Here is a 19,421-nt window from a genome sequence, read left to right on the forward strand (position 1 = left end):
CGAACCCGTACGTCACGACGGCGCGCGGCGCCCGGCAGGAGGTCTGCCGGGCGCCGCGCGCCGTCGCGGAAGGGCGTACCGGCGGTCAGACCGCCGGGGCCGGGTAGGTCGGGTACTCCACGCCGGAGACGTGCTGGACGACCCGGATGACCTGGCACGAGTAGCCGAACTCGTTGTCGTACCAGAGGTAGAGGATCGCGTTGTCGCCGTCGACCTTGGTGGCGCCCGCGTCGACGATCGAGGCGTGGCGCGAGCCGATGAAGTCGCTGGAGACCGCGTCGGGCGCGCTGATGAAGTCGATCTGGCGCTTGAGCGGCGAGGCCAGCGACACGTTGCGCAGGTAGTCGAGGACCTCCTCGCGGGTGGTCTCGCGCTCTAGCCGCAGGCTGAGGATGGCGATCGAGACGTCCGGCACCGGCACGCGGATCGAGCTGCCGGTGATCGGGGCCTTGAGGTCGGGCAGCGCCTTCGCCACGGCGGAGGCGGCGCCGGTCTCGGTGATGACCATGTTGAGCGCCGCCGAACGGCCACGACGGTCGGAGTCGTGGTAATTGTCCAGCAGGTTCTGGTCGTTGGTGTACGAGTGGACGGTCTCCACGTGTCCGCGCAGAACGCCGTACTCGTCCGCCATCGCCTTCAGCGGCGGGACGATCGCGTTGGTCGTGCAGGACGCGCAGGACAGGATCTGGTCGTCCGGCTTGATCGTGTCGTGGTTGACGCCGTGGACGATGTTGGGGACGTCGCCCTTGCCCGGCGCGGTGAGCACGACCTTGGCGATGCCCGGCCGGAGGTGCTTGGACAGCCCCTCGCGGTCGCGCCACCGGCCGGTGTTGTCGATCAGGATGGCGTCCTTGACGCCGTACGCCGTGTAGTCGACCGTCGTCGGGTCGTCCGAGTAGATCACCTGGATCTCGTTGCCGTTGGCGATGATCTTGCTGTTCGCCTCGTCGACGGTGATCGTGCCCTGGAACTGGCCGTGGATCGAGTCGCGCCGCAGCAGCGAGGCGCGCTTGACGATGTCCTGGCCCTTGCCCTTGCGGACGACGATCGCCCGCAGGCGCAGTCCGTTGCCCGAGCCGGCCTTCTCGATGAGCAGACGGGCCAGGAGGCGGCCGATGCGGCCGAAGCCGTACAGCACCACGTCGCGCGACGCGCGGCGCTCGATCTTGTTCTCGCCCGTCGCCCCGGCGACGGCCTGCGCGGTGAACTCCTCGACGGAGACCCCGTGGCCGTCGGCCCGGTAGGTGGCGGCCAGCATGCCGATGTCGATCTGGGACGGGCCGAGGTCGAGCGTCGTCAGCGCCCGCAGGAACGGCATCGTCTCGGTGACCGAGAGTTCCTCGCCGGCTATCTGGCGGGCGAAGCGGTGGGTCTTGAGGATGCTGACCACCGACTTGTTCACCAGGGAGCGGCTGTGCAGCAGGACGTTCACGTCCTGCTCACGGTGCAGCTTCCCGATGATCGGGATCATCGACTCCGCGATCTCCTCGCGGTGCATCCAGTTGGTGAACGAGTCGTCGTTGACAGTCACAAGTTTATCTTTCGAGCTAGGCGGCGCTCATATGGTAACCGGCCGCTTCCCGGACCCTTCAGGCGGTGCCCTACCTGCGGGTAGGGCGCGGAATGAGGCCCCAGGGGGCGGCCCCGCGGGCGCGTGATGTCCAGCATGCGGATGGCCGGGAGCGGCCGGGGGAGCGATGCGGGGCGGGGGCGGCGCAATCGGGCGCGCGTACGAGGGCTCATACCAGAGTGGGACGGATGGCGGGCAAGTTCGACAACTGCCCGTCGCGCATACGACATTGACGACTACCGTGTGTGCCCGGTGATCAGCGGTGGGCTCATGTCGTTCGGGCCTGCCCGACCGATGACCCGCGCCTGACCGACCACCGTAGGGGCCACCGCACGGACGCCGGCACGACCGCCGGATCCCGGTGCCCCCTGTACCGAGGACGCTGATGTCTCAACTTCGCGCACCCGACGCGCGACCGGACCGCCGCGACGGCGGGCGGCACGGCCGCCCCGGACCGCGCGCCCCATCGGCCCCGAGCGGCCCCCGTGCCGCAGGACCGCCCCCCGGCCTCCGCCTGCGCCCCCAACTGCTGCGGACCGCGCTGCTCCCGACCGTCGCCGCGGTGCTCAGCGGGGCCGCGGCCGTTCTCTTCACCGCGCGCGCCGGAGCCGTCGCCCCCTCGCCCGGCCTGTGGGCGGCGCTCGCCGGATCGGGCGCCCTCGCCGTCGCCGCGATCGCCGCCGCCTGCGTCGGCGCCAACCGGGTGGCGGGACAGGTGCTGGAGCGGACGCTCGCCCTCCGGAGGGCCGGCGCCCAGGGCCAGGCGGAACTGCGGCGGGTGGTGGAGCGGCTGCGCGACGGCGAGAGCGTCGCCCCGCGCCCGACCCGGCAGCCCCGGACGGCCGACGGCGACGCGTTCGACCTGCTCGGACAGGAGATGGCCCGGGGCCAGGAGGCGGCCGTCGCCGCCGTCGTCCAGGCGTCCCAGATGTTCAGCCGGGCCGGCAACGAACAGAAGGTCGAGGTCTTCGTCAACCTCGCGCGTCGGCTGCAATCCCTCGTCCACCGCGAGATCCAGATCCTCGACGAGCTCGAACACGAGGTCGAGGACCCCGATCTCCTCAAGGGCCTCTTCCACGTCGACCACCTCGCCACCCGGATCCGCCGCCACGCGGAGAACCTCGCCGTGCTCGGCGGCGCCGTGTCCCGCCGGCAGTGGAGCAACCCGGTCACCATGACCGAGGTGCTCCGCTCGGCCATCGCCGAGGTCGAGCAGTACCCCCGGGTCAAACTCGTCCCGCCGATGGAGGGCACCCTGCGGGGCCACGCCGTCGCCGACGTGATCCACCTGCTGGCCGAACTGGTCGAGAACGCCACGGTGTTCTCCGCCCCTCACACCCAGGTCCTCCTGCGCGTCCAGCACGTCACCGCCGGGCTCGCCCTGGAAGTGGAGGACCGCGGCCTCGGCATGCCGGAGCACGAGCAGAAGCGGATGAACGCCCTGCTCTCCGACCCCGACCAGGTCAACGTCGCCCACCTGCTCCAGGACGGCCGGATCGGCCTGTTCGTCGTCTCGGCGCTGGCCCGCCGCCACGGCATCGCGGTCCGCCTCCAGAGCAACATCTACGGCGGTACGCAGGCGGTGCTGGTCCTCCCGCAGGCACTGCTCGGGGACGATCCCGACGCCCGGCCGTTGCCCGACGCCGCGCCCGTGCCGCCCACCGGGGCCGTGCACCGTCCGCCCGTCGAGGCAGGGCCCCCCGCCGTCCCGCAGCAGAGCGGGCCGCCGCGGGCCGAGCCCCCGGCCCGTACCTCCCCGGGCAGCGCCCATCCGCCCGCCCCCGGGCAGAACGACCGTCCGCAACCGCCGACGGGACAGGCCCCGCCCCTCCCGCTGCGCGCCGAACGCGTCGACCGGCCCGCACCGGCCGCCGCCCCGGCCGGGGGCGCCGGCGGACCCGCGCCGGCGGAGGACCATGAGCGCGACGACCGCCGGGCCACGCCCCCCGCCCGCCCCGAGCTGCCCAAGCGGTCGCATCAGGAACACCTCGTACCGCAGTTGAGGGAAGCGCCCGTTCCGCGCGTCGAGGACGAGCACGCCCTGCACGACCCGGGGCTCATGGCCGCCTTCCGGCGCGGCATCGACCTCGCCGAGGCCCGGACCGCCCAAGAGGAGAGCCTGCACGGGGAGCGCGGGGAGCACGGGGGTTCCGGTATCGCGGGAGCCACCGGGCGGACCGCGCTCGACGCCCCCCTGGAATCCCTCTCGCCCCTCCCCGTACGCGGCGCCACCGCCCCGCACGAGCGGCCCAACCCCGCCAGGGGCCCCCGGCCGGATCAGGCGCTCTCCACGGCCGATCTGCCCGTACCGGCCGGCTACCCGCCCGACGCGTATCCGCACCCCGTCCCCCCGTACCTGCCGGACGGGGCCGTCCCGGAACCCCGGAAAGACACCACCTCCAAGGAGCAGACACCATGACGAGCGACATGCGGTCCGGGCAGGTCTCGGACCTGGACTGGCTGCTGAGCGGACTGGTCCAGCGCGTGCCCCACACGCGCAGCGCGGTCCTGCTCTCCGCCGACGGGCTGGTGAAATCCGTCCACGGCATGGACCCCGACAGCGCCGACCACATGGCGGCTCTGGCCGCCGGCCTGTACTCGCTGGGCCGCAGCGCCGGGGCCCGCTTCGGGGACAACGGGGACGTGCGGCAGGTGGTCGTCGAACTGGACTCCACGCTGCTGTTCGTCTCCACCGCCGGATCGGGCACCTGCCTCGCCGTCCTCGCCGGGCGCGAAGCGGACGCCGCCGTCCTCGGCTACGAGATGGCGATGCTGGTCAAGAGCGTCCGGCCCTATCTGGCGACCCCGCTGCGGCAGCCCGCCGGGCCGTTCACCCCGGGGATCTGAGGGTGCCGGTCCCGCAGGACGGGCCCCTGCTCGACGACGCGGCCGGCCGGCTGATCCGCCCGTACACGATCAGCAACGGCCGTACCCGGCCGTCCACTGCGTTCGATCTGCTGTCCCTGATCATGGCCACGGGCATCGAGCCGGACGTCCCGCTCGGCCCGGAACACACCATCGCCCTCGGTCTGTGCGAAGGGCCGATGTCCGTCGCGGAGATCGCCGCCCACCTCCGGCTGCCCGCGGTCGTCGCCAAGGTCATCCTCTCCGACCTGGTCGCCTGCGGCGCGGTCACCGCACACGCCCCCGCCTTCCACGACATGCCCACCGACCGATCTCTGCTGGAGGCAGTGCTCGATGGTTTACGACGACAGCTCTGACCGCACCGGAGCCCCCGGCTTCTTTCCCGTGGCCCTGAAGGTGCTGGTCGCCGGAGGGTTCGGCGTCGGCAAGACGACGTTCGTGGGCGCGGTCAGCGAGATCGCCCCGCTGTCCACCGAGGAGTTGCTGACCCAGAGCAGTGTGGGGACGGACAGTCTGGAGGGCGTCGAGTCCAAGACGGCCACCACCGTCGCCATGGACTTCGGCCGCATCACCCTGTCCGAAGAGCACGTCCTCTACCTGTTCGGCACCCCCGGCCAGGAACGCTTCTGGTTCATGTGGGACGAACTCTCCCAGGGCGCGCTCGGTGCGGTGGTGCTCGCCGACACCCGGCGCCTCGCCGAATGCTTCGCCGCCGTGGACTTCTTCGAGCGGCGCGGCATCGGATTCATCGTCGCCGTCAACGAGTTCGACGGCGCCTACCGCTACGAGCCCGACGAGGTCCGCGCCGCGCTCGACCTCGGGCCGGAGGTGCCCGTCGTCCTGTGCGACGCCCGGATCGCCAGTTCCGGCACGGGCGCCCTCGTCACCCTGGTCCAGCACCTCATCAACGCCACCTCCGCCCCCGCCCCACTCCAGACCTTCGGAGCCCATCCGTGACATCCTTCGCCCCCGGCAGGATGCTCCTGACGCCCACCGACCGGCACGGCCCGGCCCGCGCCGAGCGGCTGCGCACGCTGGACCTCGGCGAACGCCCCGACGCCTCCTACGACGACTTCGACGCCTTCGCCGACAAGGTGGCCGAAGTCACCGCCACCCCCTTCTCGATGGTCAACTTCATCGACGAGAACCGGCAGTTCTTCGCCGGACTGCACACCCCGGCCGGCGGCCACCGCGGACAGGAGCTCGGTTCGGCCGCGGCGGGCAGCGACCGCGGCAGCCGGTACATGGCCCGCGACCACGGCTACTGCCCGCACGTCCTCGTCCGGCGCAAGGCCCTCGTGCTGGACGACGTCTGCGACTATCCGCGGTTCGCGGGAAACCCCGTGGTGGACGACATAGGCATCCGCTCCTACCTCGGGGCTCCGCTGATCGACCGCACCGGCATCGCGCTGGGCACCGTCTGCGCCGTCGACACCGTGCCGCGTCCCTGGGGGCGGGCCGGACTCGACACCATCAAATCGCTCGCCCACGAACTCGTCCGCCAGATCGACGACCGGGAGGGCCACTGCTCCCCCTGACGCCCTTGACACCGCCCGCCCCGGGGAGACTCGCCGTTCAGGGGCGCAGGAACCCGGTGATCCGCTCCCGCAGGCCCGCCGGGTCCAGGCCGTGCGCCCGCAGGTGCTCGTCCATGCCGCCGTACCGGCGCAGCTCGGCGCGGCCCACCCCCAGTCCGAGCACCCGGTGGGGCAGGTCCACGAGCGCTTCGCCCGCGGCCGCGGCGGAGGTGCCCGCCAGGTACGGTTCCACGATCACCACGTCCGCCGCCGTCGTCGCGCCGACCGCCCGGCGTACCCCCGCCGCGTCGAACGGCCGCACGGTCGTCGCGTACAGCACCGTCACGTCCAGCCCCTCGGTGGCCGCGAGGACGTTGTCGAGCAGGGGGCCGACCGCGATCACGGTTCCCTGCCGTCCCTCGCGCACCACGGCGAACCCGTCCGCGCCGCTCACCGGGCGTGCCCGGCGGTTCGCCTGGAGCGAGAGGCGTACGTAGACCCGGTCGTCTCCGGCGACCGCGTCCCGCAGCAGGGCCTCGGCCTCGTCCGGGTGGCCCGGCACGTGCACGGTCCAGCCGTCGAGCGTGTCCAGGAGGGCCACGTCGCCGGGCGCCATGTGCGTGAAACCCCCGGCCGGCCAGTCGTACGAGCCGCCCGCACTGACCAGGACACCGCCGACGCCCTGGTGCCCGAAGTCGAGCTTGACCTGCTCGAAGGGGCGCTCGACCAGGAAGCTGGCGAAGGTGTGCACGAGCGGTCGCATGCCCGCCAGCGCCATGCCCGCGCCGGCCCCGACGAGCAGCTGCTCCCGGATGCCGACGTTGATCACGCGATCGGGGTGGGCGCGCCGGGCCGGGGCGAAGCCGTCGGCGCTGATGTCGGCGAGCACGACGGCCAGCCGGGGCTCCTCGTCCAGGAGCCGCGAGGCGGTGCTGATGAATCGGTCACGCATGGTGTCCATGGGCCCTCCCGGGGCGTGTGACATACGGATCGGCGGTGGTGCGGTGGTGCGGTGGGGGTGAGGGGTGAAGGAGGCGGGCGCGGTCAGCTCTTGGGTTCGACGCGGGCGACGACGGCCAGGGGCCTGCCCGGGTGGGGCGCGGTGAACGCCGCGTGCAGGGCCTCGTGGTCGCGGCCGTCCACGGTTTCCGCGGCCCATCCGGCGGCGGTGAAGCGGGAGGCGATCCCGCCGGGCCAGCCGTGGGTGGCGGACGCGTTGTCGATCACCAGCGTGTGCAGCTGATCGAGCCCGGCCGGGCCGGCGTGGGCGATGGCTTCGTGGTTGCTGCCCTCGTCCAGCTCGGCATCGCCGATCAGGACCCACACCCGGGGGTCGGTGAGGCCCTGGGCGCGCAGCCCCAGCACGGTGCCGACGGCGATCGGCAGCCCGTGCCCCAGGGAGCCGCTGCCGATCTCCGCTCCCGGTACGAGCAGCCGGTCCGGGTGGTGGCCGAGCGGCGATACGTACGAGCCGAAGCCGGGAAGCAGTTCCTCGTCGAAGAAGCCGTGGGCGGCCAGAACGGCGTAGTAGGCCATCGGCCCGTGCCCCTTGGAGAGCAGGAAGCGGTCCCGCCCGGGGTCGTCGACCGTCGCCGGTGTGACCCGGAGCACCCGGTGGTAGAGGACCCAGAGGGCGTCGAGCGTGGAATGGGCGGCGGGGGCGTGCTTCTCGTCCCCGTTCATGAGGGCGATCAGCCGGGGCAGGTCCCGGAAGCCGGAGGCCGGGGCGGATGTGGCGCGGCGGTCGTGGGCCGGTGCGGCGGTGGTGTTCGTCATGGTGCCGAGCGTTCAACATCAACCAAGGTTGAGGTCAAGCGGAGAAGCTGTTGGTGATCACCCGCTGGAGTGCGGTATTGTTCTCATGCGCGTTCAGCCAGGGGGAAACCCCAGGTCAGGCGGGCATCGGGACGTGGCGCAGCTTGGTAGCGCACTTGACTGGGGGTCAAGGGGTCGCAGGTTCAAATCCTGTCGTCCCGACTGGAGACAGTCGCAGATCAGGGCCGGTTTCGGAGCAATCCGAAACCGGCCCTTGATCATTTTTGGGGACCGGTCGGGGACCCGTGGGGGGTCCGGCGGCCTTGACCGGGGCAACGGGTCAACGAGTCATGATGATGGGGCTCGGCGGTGAGCGCGGTGACCGCCGGGGGCCCGGCTCTGCGGGCCGCATGCGAGATCTTGAGGCCCCGAACAGCCCGTGGCAGGCTCCTGCCGCATGATCGATGAATTCGCGAAGGACAACCTGCACGGGAGACTGCGGCGGGACCGCGAGGCGCTGCTCTGGAAACTGGACGGCCTCTCCGCATACGACGCCCGCCGACCCTTGACGGTGACCGGGACCAACCTCCTCGGCCTGGTCAAGCACGTGGCCACCGTCGAGGCCAGATACTTCGGCGAGGTCTTCGACCGCCCTTCCCCGGAACCGCTGCCCCGGTGGCAGGAGTCCGACGGCAGCGATCTGTGGGCGACCGCGGACGAGACCCGCCACCAGATCATCGCTTTCTACCGGCGCGCATGGGAGCACTCCGACGCGACGATCGACGAGCTTCCCCTCGACGCTCCCGGACGCGTGCCGTGGTGGCCGGAGCCGTACTCCGTTACCAACCTGTTCGCCGTCATGGTCCACGTCCTCGGCGAGACCAACCGGCATGCCGGCCACGCCGACATCCTGCGCGAAAGCCTCGACGGCCGGACCGGGGCGCGTGCCGAACACGAGAAGCCGATCGACGAGCAGTCCCGCGCGGCCCACCGCGCGAAGGTCGAACGGGCCGCCGGACCGGCCGCACCGGTCGAGGCCGAGAAGCCGCCCTCCGCACGGTGATGTCCGTGCGGCGCGCGGCCGGTCCTCCGCGGTCGGGACCGGCTCCTCGATCCGGGGGAACCGGCTCCTCGAACCGGCGGGGCGACGGCGGACGGCCTCGCGCCGCCCGGGCGTACGGGAAGACCGCGCGGGCCCACTCGCCGTTCGCGGCGCGGCCGGGCTCCTCGTGGGCCTTCTGAGGAACGGCTCGCCGCCGCTGCCTCCGGGCGAACGGGCCCCGCGGGACGGAGCGCGGGCAGCGTGGGGCAGAGTGCCGGCATGTCCACCACGTACGAGCCCCTGCCGTTCCCGCTGGAGACCGAACGTCTGACGCTCCGGCCGTGGGCCGAGTCCGACGCCCCCGAGTTCTGCGCCCTCCTCTCCGAGCGCGGCGAGGGAACGCCCCCGGTCGAGCGCATCCGGAGGTCCATCGCGGGATTCCTCGCCGAGACGGAGCGCACGGGGATCGCCCTCCTGCCCGTCCAGCGCCGCGAGGAGGGCGACTTCATCGGCTACTGCGGACTGATCGTCGGCCGCGCCACCCTGGAGGAACCCGAGATCGCCTACGAGCTGTTCCGGCGCGTGCACGGGCGCGGTTATGCCACCGAGGCGGCCGGTGCGGTGGTCAGGGCCGCCGCGGCGACCGGGCGGAAGCGGCTCTGGTCGACCGTCGGCACCTGGAACACGCCGTCGCTCCGCGTGCTGGAGAAGCTCGGGTTCGCACGGGACCGCCTCTCCACGGAGGAGAACGGCGAAGTGGCTTGGCTGACGCGCTCGTTGCCCTGACCGAGGGGAAGCGCCGGCGCCCCGCATCCGTCACGGTCGCGGGCGGTCCCGCCCTCCCGCACCGGTTCGCCGACCGTGGCGGAGCGGGGAGCGGGGGAGGCCGGGCTCGGCGATTCCGGCGCCCGCCGACTGAGGGAGGGGCCGGCGGCTCCAGGAGACGGCGGGTGCGGAGCCGGTACGGTCCCCACCCGCCGTCCGGTGCTGCGCGGGGCGCGGCGGCGGGTGGGCCGACGTGGGGTCAGGCCGCTCCGCCGGCGTCTCCCGCACCCCCGGACGCGGCCTTGATCCCGCCGGTGATCTCGTCCAGAACGGACAGCTTCGGGGCGTCCTCGTTGATGTCGAACCCGGACCGGACCACGACGAGCATGTCCTTGGACGTGGGGGAGGGGAACACCAGCGATTCCACGTAGCCGTCGTCGCCCTTCTCCGTCACCACCTTCCAGCGCACGACATAGCCCTTGCCGTCCGCCACCGTGACGGTCTCGGACTTCAGGACCTCGTGCGAGGTGATCTTCCCGTAGCTCTTGCCGCCGTAGGACTCCTTGGCGTTCACGGCGATGTCCTTCCTCGCCGCCTCCTCCGGATTCTCGGCCGAGAGCCTCACGGCCGCCGCCGGAGCCGAGAACACCCCACCGCGGACACAGGTCTCGGCGGTGTCTCCGGGGCACGGGTGCTCGCCCGTCGTCAGCCCGGCGCCGACCATTCCGGACGTCCCCTTCCACCCCTTGGGCACCGGAAGGCTGATCCCGGCGGCCACGTCCGTGGCGAAGCCCGGCTCGGTCGGCGGTCGAGCGCCGCGCTCCTGGCCGTCGCCGTCCTGGCCGCCGCCCTCGTCACCGCCCCTTCCGCCGTCCTTCCCGCCACCGTCCGGGGCGCCGGGGAGTTCGGGGGCGCCGGACGGCGAGGAGGCCGCGGTTCCCGGCCGGCCGCCGTCGCCCTCGCCCAGCAGGTACACGCCGCCCCCGATGGCGGCGAGCACCACCGCGCCGGTCACCACGCCGACGCCGATACGCAGCCCGCGACGGCGTACGGCCCCGGGCGCCGCGCGGACATGGCCGGTCCACTGCCCGCCGTCCCACCAGCGTTCCTGGGCGGGGCCTTTGCCTGAGTGCCCGGGGTCTGGGTGCCAGCCGGGCGGGGTCATCTGGGTCACGGGGGCACCCTATGCGGATCAGCTGAGAATCACATGAAACGACCGGGGTGATCGTCCGTGCGCCTGGCGGGGCCCACGGGCCCCGGCGCGTCCCCCTCGCCCCCGCGGCCGGTCAGGGCTCGACCAGACCGGCCCGGATCGCGTAACGGGTCAGCTCCAGACGATCGCGCAGACCGAGCTTCTGGAGCAGGTTGGCGCGGTGCCGCTCCACGGTCTTGACGCTGATGACCAGCAGATCGGCGATCTCCTTGGAGGAATGGCCCTCCGCGACCAGTTTGAGGATCTCCTCCTCGCGCTCCGTGACGGCCCGCGCCGGCAGGTTCCCCCCGGCCTTGGCCCGCTCCAGGAAGTCGCGGATGAGCGCGGTCACCGCCCCAGGGTAGAGGAACGGTTCGTCGCGCATCGCCGCCCGGCACGCCTCCACCAGGTCCCGGTCCGCGACCGACTTGAGGACGTAACCGGACGCGCCCGCCTTCAACGCCTCGAAGAAATACTGCTCGTTGTCGTACATGGTGAGCATCAGGATGCGCAGGCCCGGCATGGTCCGGGAGAGTTCACGCGCGGCCTGGAGGCCGGTCAGCCGGGGCATCGCGATGTCCAGGACGGCCAGGTCGGGCTGTACGGCGCGGGCCATCTCGACGGCCTCGGCGCCGTCGCCGGCCTCGGCGACGACCGTCAGGTCCGGTTCGCCGTCGAGGATCAGCCGGACACCCCGCCGTACGAGGGCGTGGTCGTCCGCCAACAGGATGCGGGTCACAGCGGCTGCTCCTCCGGACGGCGTGGCGATGGACGGTGAGGTGGGCATGATCACTTGCTTCCGTTCGGTACGGGCACATGGAGCCGGACTTCGGTACCGCCCCGCGGGCCGGGGCCGAGGAAGAGCTCGGCTCCGACCAGCAGGGCGCGCTCGCGCATACCGCGCAGGCCGGCCCCCTCCGGGACATCGCCGAAGCCGCGGCCGTCGTCGCGGATGCGCAGTTCCACCCCGCCGGGGGTGTGCCGCAGCGAGAGGTCGAGCCGGGTGGCGCGGGCGTGCCGGACCGTGTTGGTGAGAGCTTCCTGCGCGATCCGGTAGACGACGAGCTCGGCCTCCTCGCCCAGCTCCGGCAGGTCCTTCTCCAACTGCCGGCGGATCGTCAGCCCGTCCGGCGCCGGCGTCTCGGTGGCCAGCGCCGTCAGCGCGCTCACCAGACCCAGTTCCTCCAACACCCCGGGCCGCAGCCGCCGGGCGATCCGGCGAATCTCGTCGAGCGACCCGCGGGTGATCTCCTGGACCTGCCGCAACTCCTCGCCCAGCGGCTCCGGGGCGTGGCCGGCGACCCGCTTGAGCTCCAGCAGGACCGCGGTCAACGTCTGCCCGACCTCGTCGTGCAGCTCCCGTGCGACCCGGCGGCGCTCGGCCTCCTGCGCGGAGAGCGCACGGGCGCTGCTGGCGGCCCGTTCGGCCTCCAGCCGGTCCAGCATCGTGTTGAACGTCTCGATCAGCGCGGCGATTTCCCCGTGCCCCGCCACCTCGGGGCGCGGGCTCGGCCGCAGCAGATCGGTGGTCGTCATCGTGCGTGCGACCCGCTGGAGGGGGGAGAGGCCGAGGCGGAGCAGCGCCGCGTTGGCCGCGAGCATGAAGGCGATGCCGCCGGTCAGGATCATGGCCTCGGTCAGCAGGACCGGGGCGGAGACGGTGACCGGCCCGAGCAGCAGCAGGGCGCCGGCCGCGACCAGCACGGCGGCGTTGAGCAGGAAGATCCGCCAGAACAGGGACAAGGTCGAACGGCTCCTTCGGAGGGTCGGGGTGTACGGGCCCGCTGACAGCCTCCCCCATCACCGCCGCGCCGGGCGACCGAAGGGAAGGCCGAGGCCGCCGTCCGTGCAGGAGGGCTCGGCCCTTCCGCCCCGTCGGGCCGCCGGGTCCGGGACGTCCCCGCCGTCCGGGCCGGGGCCGTCCCGGACGGCGGGGCCGGCCGCCCTGCCGGCGCCGCCCGGACCGGTGGCCGTGCGTCGGACGTCCCTCGCCGCCCGGTTCCGCTCCGGCGCTTCCTCGGCGAGCCTCGCGCCCCCTCGTCTGCAGGGTGCGCACCCCCGGATATGGGTGCTGCCCCTGATGGCGCCGGGGCTCCTCCCCGACGACGATGGGCCCCAGGGCCCTGCCCCGTGCCGGGTGCGGGCCAGGAGTCGCCGAGGCCGGGAGGGCGCCCGGCCGGGGAGGGAGACACGCCATGCCCACGTACGACGAGCGGCTGCGCGAGCTGGAGGAACAGCTGCGTCACGACGACCCCGGCTTCGCCGAGGCGATGTCCGGCGGGGTTCCGCGCCCACCGCGCGAGTACCGCCGACGCAACGCCTGGCTGTGGCTCCTCGTCGGCCTCGCCGCGCTGGGCGCCGGCATCGGCGCGGCCGACGGGCTCCTGATCGCCGCCGGTCTGGTGGTGTCCGGGGCGGCGGCCCACCTCTTCGACCCGCAGCGCGGACGGCCGCAGGGGCGGGACGTCCCCGGCGCCCGCTGACCGGGGCCCCTTCTCCGAACCGGAGCGGGGGAGGGCGTTCACGCCCCCGGGCGCCGACGGCGGCGATCGGAACGGACGCGTAGCCCGGTGAGGCGGCCGGGGCCCCTCGTCGGAGTGCGCCGGGCCGCGAGGGGGAACCCCGCCTACAAGGACTGGCCGTGATCGACCGTCACCGCGCCGCGGCCGAAGACGACGCGCGTCCGCGCCCCGTCCACCGCCCAGCGCACGGTGACCGTGTCGCCCGCCGCCTCCACCCGGTCCACCGCCCCCGCGGACGCACCGGCGTCCGAACCGGCCTCCGGATCCGCGGTGAGGGAGGCCAGAGCCGCCAGAACCACCGTGCCGCTCACCTCCGCGGCCAGCCGGGGCACGGTCGCCCACCGGGCGAACGCCGTTCCCCGCGGGGCCCGTACCTCCTCGGGAGCGTTCCAGCCGTGCAGCCCCCACAGCTCCGAACGCACCGAGCCGCCCGGGTCCACCGCCCAGCCCGTCAGCTCGGCCCGCGCCCCGTCCGGCGCGCCCAGCACCCGGTGCACCCGCAGTTCGTGGCGGCCCCGCACCACGGTCACGCTCTCCACCCGCAGGCCGGGAACGGTGGAGGGGGCCGCCGGGAACACCGGCAGGTGCCAGGAGGCCGCCCAGCCCCAGCCGTCGCCGTGCCCGGACCCGAGGGGGTGGATGCGCCGGCGTGCGCTGCGCGCACCGCCCACCGTCACCGACAGATGGTTGTCCGCCGTGTTGTCCGTCGAGGTCGGGCCGGTCACCGTGGAGTACGCCAGCCTCGCGTAGTGCGGGTCCTCGTCGGCCGCCGACTCGCCCTCGTCCGGGCGGACATGGTCGCTGCCGTGGTTGTGCAGGCGCACCACGCCGTCCGCGCGGGTCGACTGCACCAGGAAGCCCGCCGCCGGTACGGACACCACCCGGTCGGGGCCCTCGCTCGGGGCGGCCTCCTCGGGCGCCGTCCACAGCGGGTGCTCGGCGGGAACCAGCAGGGCCACGAACGCCTTCGACGCCCAGTAGGGGGAGGCGGGGCCGGAGTAGGTCTGCAGCGTCGCGGAGTGCGGCCCGTGCCAACCGAGGCTCAGCAACCCGTCGTCCCCGGCCGCTCCGCGCTCCAGGAAGTACCGCAACGACCCGCTCGCCACCCTGCGCGATGCGCCGGGCGCGAGGGGAGTGTGCCCGGTCACCGCCCCCAGGCCGACGGCCGCGCTCGCGGCGAAGCGGTAGGCCAGCGAGCGCCCGAAGTACAGCGGGGAGCCGTCGCCGCCGAACATCAGCGCATAGCTCTCCAGGTGCTCGCGCAACCGGGCCCCGTGGCGCGCCGATGCGCCTTCGTCGCCCGCCAGGTGGGCGTCGAGCAGCGGATACAGGTGCAGCGCCCACCCGTTGTAGTGGTCGAAGGAACGCCCGTCCCCGTCGGCGTACCAGCCGTCGCCCCGGTACCAGTGCTCCAGCAGCTCCAGCGCCCGTTCCCGGGCCCGTGCCGTCTCGGCGTCGCCCCGCCCCACCGACTCCAGGAACCCGGCGACGGTGTACGGGAAGAGGTACCAGTTGTTGCCCGCGGGAACGTGCCGCAGCGCACCGCGCAGCCAGTGCTCCACCCGGTCCCGTACGTCGGACGCCAGCCGGTCCCAGAGCCAGGGCCGGGTGAGCCGGAGGCCGAGCGCCACCGACGCGGACTCCACCATGGGCTGCCCCTGCACGTGGTGGTCCAGGATCAGCGGCCAGGACTCCGCGTCGTCCCGTCCCGGCGTCCGCGTACCGGCGTCGAGTCCGGCCGCGTACCGCTCCAGAAGACCGTTCGGATCCTTGCCGCCCGCCCCCGCGACCCGGAAACCGGCCGCCAGGAAGGTACGCGCGTACCCCTCCAGTCCGTCCGAGCGGACGCCCGAGTGCGACGGGGGCCCGGGCAGGTCGAGCCGGGCGCCGCCGGGTGTCGCCCACTTCCACGCCGCGTCCAGCAGCCCGTCGGCGGCCGCCTCCCAGTGGGCGCGGGTGTAACCGGTGTACGGGCTCGACGTGCGGTCTTCCGGGGGGAGACCGAAGAGGGCGGCAGCGGAGGCGGTCATGGAGAAAGCATGATCGACCGATCGAAGAGGGTCAATGAATCGATCAGAAGTGAGGGTGGATCGATCAAACGATCACTACGAAGTGTCCCCGCTCATCCTGATCGCCCTCGGGCCGCCCGCCTCAGGGAAGGAGCAGCCAGTCCGCTCCCACGGCGGCCGACAGCCCGACACCCAACAGCCAACTGGCCAACCTGGTACGGCCGTTCCGGCTCAGCTCGATCACCACGCCGCACAGGATGAGCGCGAGTCCGTAGACGCCGACCACGAGCACCGACGACCGGCTCGCGATGCGCAGCGCGAGTACGGCGGCCATCGCCGCCATGCCCACGGCCGAGAGCAGGATCCGCAGCCGCCGTGCCTGGCGCGGAGTCAGCCTCTTCCCGGCTCGCCCGCCCTCGTCCTGCGGGTGGGCCGGTTCGGCGGAAGCGGACGGGGCGGCAGGCTCGTCCCGCCCGCCCTCGGCAGCGGGACCGCCGTGATCGGCCGGGCCGGCGGCGTCCGGTCCCCCCGCGGCGGCCGGTCCGTCCGGACCCTCCGCGGCGGCCGGACCGCCCAGGCCGCCCCCGGCAGCGGGTCCGTCCGGCTCCTTCTGCCCGTGGCGCTCGTCCCGAGCACCGGGACCGCCCCCGTTCCCCTCCCGGCCCCGGCCCTCTTCCCGGGGCCCGTCCGCGTCGGCCGCCCGCTCGGCCGCTCCCGTCTCCTCCCGCGTCTTCGGGGCGGCCTCGGCTATGAGGGTGTCGGTGTCCCCGTCCGGCTCGGTCCGCTCGTCGCTCGATCCGTTCTCGCGCTGGTCCCGGTGCTGGTCCCGGTCAGAAGTGCTCATGGAGCCGGATCGTAGTAGCTGGGGACGGTCCCGCTTCCCGGACCCGGCGCCTCCGATCCGACCGGACCCGGCGCGGCGATCCGGGTCACCTTCGCAGCCGGGGCGCCTCGGCCGCCGCGTCCACCACCGGGCCCGACTCCACCCGGCCCGCCAACTCCCGCGCCCACTCAGACAGTCCGGCGACCGCGATCCCGTGCGGTGCGGACCCGGCGAACGGGGCGAGCGCCCCCGCGCCCCGGCGCAGCAACCGCGCCCCGCCGGTGGTGTTGCCCCGTGCGGAGTGGGTCAGCCCGACCGCGAGCTGGGCCAGCCCCCGCCACAGCTCCCGTTCGTCCTGCGGCCCGGACTTCCAGGCGTCCTCGAAGACCTCGTGGGCGTGGAACGGCATCCCCGCGTCCAGCAGCCGCTGCGCCTCCGCCAGTGTTTCCGCAGGCGTGCGCACGACCCCCTCCGGCTGGCGTGCGACGCCGGGCGACCCGTACGGGAGGGGGCGCCCCAGCCCGTCGCGGGGGCGCGCGTTGTGCGCCCGGCCTTCGGCGTCACGGTCCCTGCGCATCTCGTCCACTACTCGATTGTGCCCCGTACCTGCAGGGAATCGCGCGAACTCTGTCGGTGAGCACCCGCGCACGACTAGGCTCGACCGTCGAGAAGACTGCCTCTGTGGGAAGGGTGGGCATGAAGCCGTCCCGGCCGTTGTACGAACGTGAACCGGAACTCGCCGCCGCTGCCGAGGCGGTGGACGCCCTGTGCGGTGCGCAGGCCGTCGGAGGGCTCCTGGTCTTCAGCGGAGAGGGAGGGATCGGCAAGACCGCACTGCTCCAAGAGATCCAGTCGATGGCCGCCGACCGCTGCACGGTGTGGTCCGCCCGGGGCGGAGAGACCGTCACCTCCGTACCGTTCCACGTCGTACGGCAGTTGCTGCACCCCGCACTCGACCAGTTCCCGCCGGACGAGACCCGGGCGCTGTTCGGCGACTGGTACGAGACCACCGCTCCGGCCCTGGGGCTGGCCGAGCCGAGCGGACCGCAGCCCGACCCCCAAGGCGTGCGCGACGGCCTGGACTTCGTCGTCGGCCGGCTCGCCTCCCGGCTCAGCCACCGCCCCTTGCTGCTCATCGTGGACGACGCCCACTGGGCGGACGGCGAATCCCTCGCCTGGCTGGCCTCGTTCACCGCCCGCCTCGGTGAACTGCCGGTCCTGGTGGTGCAGGCGCACCGCCCGCAGGAACTGGCCGAACGCGACGCCAACTACATCGCGGACCGTGCCGCCGAGCGTGAGCCGGGCGGCCAGGGCAGGGTGACCCGCGTCGCCCTGCGCGCCCTCACCCCGGACGCCACCGCCGTGCTGGTCCGGGCGGCGCTGGGCGAGCACGCCGACGACCCGTTCTGCCGCGAGGTGTGGGCCGTCACCGGAGGCAACCCGTACGAGGCGGTCGAACTGGTCGCCAAGGTCCAGGACCACGAACTGCCGCCGGTGGAGGAATCCGCGGGCGAACTGCGGGCGCTCGGCGCCTCCGCCAGGGGCAGCGGGCTGGTCGCCCGACTGGAGCGGCTCGGCACGAACGCCAACCGGTTCGCGTGGGCGGCGGCCGTCCTGGGCACCGACATCTCGCAGGAACTGGCCGCCACCCTCGCCGGGATGAGTTCGGCGGAGGCCGCCGACTGCACGGCCCGGCTGCGCGACGCCCGTATCGTCAGCGGCTTCGATCCGCTGGAGTTCGTCCACCCGCTCATCGCCTCCGCCGTCTACCGCTCGATCCCTCCGGCCACCCGCACCGCCATGCACGGGCGTGCCGCCTGGGCGATCACCCGGGCCGGCCTCGGCGCCGCCGCGGCCTCCCGGCACCTGCTGGAGGTCCACCCGGACGACGACCAGGAGTTGGTCGCCCAGCTGCGGGAAGCCGCCGGCCAGCACCTCGCCGTCGGCGCGCCCGAAGCGGCCCGCCGCTGCCTGGAGCGGGCGCTGGAGGAACCGCCGCGACCCAAGGACCGGGCCGTCCTGCTGTACGAGCTGGGCTGCGCGACGCTGCTCAGCTCCCCGCCCACCACGGTCCAGCACCTGCGCGCCGCCCTGGACATGCCGGGGCTCGACGACGGTCTGCGGATCGACGCCACCTTCCGGCTCGCCGCCGCGCTCGCCCACAACAACCAGCTCAAGGAAGCGGCGATCTCGCTGGCCGCCGAGGCGGCGCGCACCGCGCCCGGCCCCGGGCTGATGCGGTTGCAGGCAGCCCACTTCATGTGGGAGGGCATGCAGGCCGTCGAGGAGGACGGCCCGACCCGCTCCCGGCGCCTCACCCGCAACGCCGACCACCTCAAGGGCCGCGACAACGCCGAGCGGGCACTGCTCACCCTGCGGGCCTTCGACGGCATGCTGCGCGGCGAGAACGCCCAGCTCATCGTGGACCTCTGCGAACGCGCCCTGATCGACGGAAGTCCCGCCCGCGGGCTCGGCTGGACCGACACCGAGTGGGGCTTCGAGTTCCCCACCATGGTCGGCATCACCTACACCTTCGTCGATCAGCTCGACCGCGCCGAAAGCCTCTTCGGCGAAGCGGTCCGGGCCTTCGAGATCTCCGGCTGGAGCGGGGCCCACCTGGCGTTCGCCCACACCCTGCTCGGTATGGTCCACCGCCGTCGCGGGCGTCTCGCGGAGGCCGAGGGCTTTCTGCGCGAGGGACTGCGCCTCGCCGACCGTGTCGGTTCGGGGCTGCCCGTCCACTGGGACGCGACGTGTCTGCTCATCGACACCCTGCTGGCCCGGGGACGCACCGAGGAGGCCCGCGGCATCGCCGACCGCTACCACTTCGGACCGCCCTACCCCAGCGCCATGGTGCTGCCGGACGGACCGTGCATCCGGGGCCGGCTGCTGCTTGCGGAGGGTCGGACGAAGGAGGCGATCGCCGAGCTCGAAGCGGCGGGCGCCGCCCTGGAGGCGAGGGAACGCTTCAACGGCGTCTGGGCTCCCTGGGCCGGCGACCTGGCGCGGGCGCTGGCCCAGGAGGACCCGGCCCGCGCGGCCCATCTCGCCGCCCGTAACCGGGTGCACGCCGAACGGTTCGGCACCCCCACCGCCATGGGCGAGGCCCTGCGCTGTGTCGCCCTGTTCGCACCGCCGGAGCGGTCCGCGCAGCTGCTCGCCGAGGCGGTGGGCCACCTGGAGAGGTCCACCTCCGCCTACGAGCACGCCCTCGCCCGGGTCGAGTACGGCATCGCGATCGGTTCGCACCGGGAGCTGGCCCGTGCGCAGAAGCAGGCGATGGCCTGCGGAGCCGAGGGCCTGGCCGCCCGCGCCCAACAGGCGCGTGCGTCGATCCGGCCCTCCGAGTGAGGTAATGTTT

18 protein-coding genes and 1 tRNA gene are annotated in these 19,421 nt (G+C 73.5%); 10 read left to right on the forward strand and 9 right to left on the reverse strand.

All coding sequences use genetic code 11. The features are described 5' to 3' along the window. Positions 1 to 85 precede the first annotated feature (85 nt). The gene (locus AMK24_RS20340) at positions 86 to 1,531 is read right to left on the reverse strand and encodes a glyceraldehyde-3-phosphate dehydrogenase (protein WP_073770225.1); all 1,446 of its coding nucleotides are present in this window, start codon (positions 1,529 to 1,531) and stop codon (positions 86 to 88) included. Positions 1,532 to 1,955: 424 nt separating this feature from the next. Between AMK24_RS20340 and AMK24_RS20345 the strand changes: the two genes are divergently transcribed. From AMK24_RS20345 to AMK24_RS20365, 5 genes are read left to right on the forward strand one after another with little or no spacing between them, the layout of a single operon-like run. Beyond that, positions 1,956 to 3,989, forward strand: coding sequence for a sensor histidine kinase (locus tag AMK24_RS20345; RefSeq protein ID WP_073770226.1), 2,034 nt, complete (start codon positions 1,956 to 1,958; stop codon positions 3,987 to 3,989). Then, positions 3,986 to 4,417, forward strand: coding sequence for a roadblock/LC7 domain-containing protein (locus AMK24_RS20350; protein ID WP_073770227.1), 432 nt, complete (start codon positions 3,986 to 3,988; stop codon positions 4,415 to 4,417). Before AMK24_RS20345 ends, AMK24_RS20350 begins: the two co-directional genes overlap by 4 nt. A 2-nt stretch (positions 4,418 to 4,419) precedes the next feature. Continuing rightward, the gene (locus tag AMK24_RS20355) at positions 4,420 to 4,791 is read left to right on the forward strand and encodes a DUF742 domain-containing protein (protein WP_073770228.1); all 372 of its coding nucleotides are present in this window, start codon (positions 4,420 to 4,422) and stop codon (positions 4,789 to 4,791) included. Beyond that, the gene (locus AMK24_RS20360) at positions 4,769 to 5,392 is read left to right on the forward strand and encodes a GTP-binding protein (RefSeq protein WP_073770229.1); all 624 of its coding nucleotides are present in this window, start codon (positions 4,769 to 4,771) and stop codon (positions 5,390 to 5,392) included. Before AMK24_RS20355 ends, AMK24_RS20360 begins: the two co-directional genes overlap by 23 nt. Beyond that, positions 5,389 to 5,973 (forward strand): GAF domain-containing protein, encoded by a 585-nt coding sequence (locus AMK24_RS20365; protein WP_073770230.1) that lies wholly within the window; start codon positions 5,389 to 5,391, stop codon positions 5,971 to 5,973. The genes AMK24_RS20360 and AMK24_RS20365 overlap by 4 nt, the downstream gene beginning before the upstream one ends. A 37-nt stretch (positions 5,974 to 6,010) precedes the next feature. Here the strand turns inward: AMK24_RS20365 and AMK24_RS20370 are convergent, their stop codons facing one another. Further along, positions 6,011 to 6,913, reverse strand: a complete 903-nt coding sequence (locus AMK24_RS20370; RefSeq protein ID WP_073770231.1) for a transketolase family protein — start codon at positions 6,911 to 6,913, stop codon at positions 6,011 to 6,013. An 83-nt stretch (positions 6,914 to 6,996) separates the two neighbouring features. Further along, a complete protein-coding gene (locus tag AMK24_RS20375; protein WP_073770232.1) occupies positions 6,997 to 7,728 on the reverse strand; it encodes a transketolase in 732 nt (243 codons plus the stop codon). Positions 7,729 to 7,855: 127 nt separating this feature from the next. Here AMK24_RS20375 and AMK24_RS20380 point away from each other — a divergent pair. From AMK24_RS20380 to AMK24_RS20390, 3 genes are all read left to right on the forward strand, one after another. Continuing rightward, positions 7,856 to 7,929, forward strand: a tRNA-Pro gene (locus AMK24_RS20380). A gap of 235 nt (positions 7,930 to 8,164) precedes the next feature. Beyond that, positions 8,165 to 8,770 (forward strand): DinB family protein, encoded by a 606-nt coding sequence (locus tag AMK24_RS20385; protein WP_073770233.1) that lies wholly within the window; start codon positions 8,165 to 8,167, stop codon positions 8,768 to 8,770. Between the two features lie 258 nt (positions 8,771 to 9,028). Next, positions 9,029 to 9,535, forward strand: coding sequence for a GNAT family N-acetyltransferase (locus AMK24_RS20390; protein WP_073770234.1), 507 nt, complete (start codon positions 9,029 to 9,031; stop codon positions 9,533 to 9,535). Positions 9,536 to 9,773: 238 nt separating this feature from the next. Here the strand turns inward: AMK24_RS20390 and AMK24_RS20395 are convergent, their stop codons facing one another. The 3 genes from AMK24_RS20395 to AMK24_RS20405 all read right to left on the reverse strand — a co-directional run bounded on the left by AMK24_RS20395 (position 9,774) and on the right by AMK24_RS20405 (position 12,449). Then, positions 9,774 to 10,679: a DUF2510 domain-containing protein gene (locus AMK24_RS20395; RefSeq protein WP_073770341.1), complete on the reverse strand. Its 906-nt coding sequence runs from the start codon at positions 10,677 to 10,679 to the stop codon at positions 9,774 to 9,776. A gap of 121 nt (positions 10,680 to 10,800) precedes the next feature. Next, positions 10,801 to 11,493: a response regulator gene (locus AMK24_RS20400; protein ID WP_073770235.1), complete on the reverse strand. Its 693-nt coding sequence runs from the start codon at positions 11,491 to 11,493 to the stop codon at positions 10,801 to 10,803. Between the two features lie 2 nt (positions 11,494 to 11,495). Further along, positions 11,496 to 12,449 (reverse strand): HAMP domain-containing sensor histidine kinase, encoded by a 954-nt coding sequence (locus AMK24_RS20405; RefSeq protein ID WP_073770236.1) that lies wholly within the window; start codon positions 12,447 to 12,449, stop codon positions 11,496 to 11,498. A gap of 452 nt (positions 12,450 to 12,901) precedes the next feature. Between AMK24_RS20405 and AMK24_RS20410 the strand changes: the two genes are divergently transcribed. Continuing rightward, the gene (locus AMK24_RS20410) at positions 12,902 to 13,189 is read left to right on the forward strand and encodes a DUF3040 domain-containing protein (protein WP_073770237.1); all 288 of its coding nucleotides are present in this window, start codon (positions 12,902 to 12,904) and stop codon (positions 13,187 to 13,189) included. A 143-nt stretch (positions 13,190 to 13,332) separates the two neighbouring features. Here the strand turns inward: AMK24_RS20410 and AMK24_RS20415 are convergent, their stop codons facing one another. The 3 genes from AMK24_RS20415 to AMK24_RS20425 all read right to left on the reverse strand — a co-directional run bounded on the left by AMK24_RS20415 (position 13,333) and on the right by AMK24_RS20425 (position 16,646). Beyond that, positions 13,333 to 15,258: a DUF2264 domain-containing protein gene (locus AMK24_RS20415; RefSeq protein ID WP_073770238.1), complete on the reverse strand. Its 1,926-nt coding sequence runs from the start codon at positions 15,256 to 15,258 to the stop codon at positions 13,333 to 13,335. A 121-nt stretch (positions 15,259 to 15,379) separates the two neighbouring features. Then, the gene (locus AMK24_RS34795; protein WP_242435209.1) at positions 15,380 to 15,814 is read right to left on the reverse strand and encodes a hypothetical protein; all 435 of its coding nucleotides are present in this window, start codon (positions 15,812 to 15,814) and stop codon (positions 15,380 to 15,382) included. A gap of 352 nt (positions 15,815 to 16,166) precedes the next feature. Further along, positions 16,167 to 16,646 (reverse strand): DUF309 domain-containing protein, encoded by a 480-nt coding sequence (locus AMK24_RS20425; protein WP_073770240.1) that lies wholly within the window; start codon positions 16,644 to 16,646, stop codon positions 16,167 to 16,169. Positions 16,647 to 16,756: 110 nt separating this feature from the next. Between AMK24_RS20425 and AMK24_RS20430 the strand changes: the two genes are divergently transcribed. Then, on the forward strand, positions 16,757 to 19,411 hold the full coding sequence (locus AMK24_RS20430) for an ATP-binding protein (protein ID WP_073770241.1): 2,655 nt from the start codon (positions 16,757 to 16,759) through the stop codon (positions 19,409 to 19,411). Positions 19,412 to 19,421 lie beyond the last annotated feature (10 nt).

It is taken from the genome of Streptomyces sp. CB02366, from assembly GCF_001905905.1.
GTDB lineage: Bacteria > Actinomycetota > Actinomycetes > Streptomycetales > Streptomycetaceae > Streptomyces.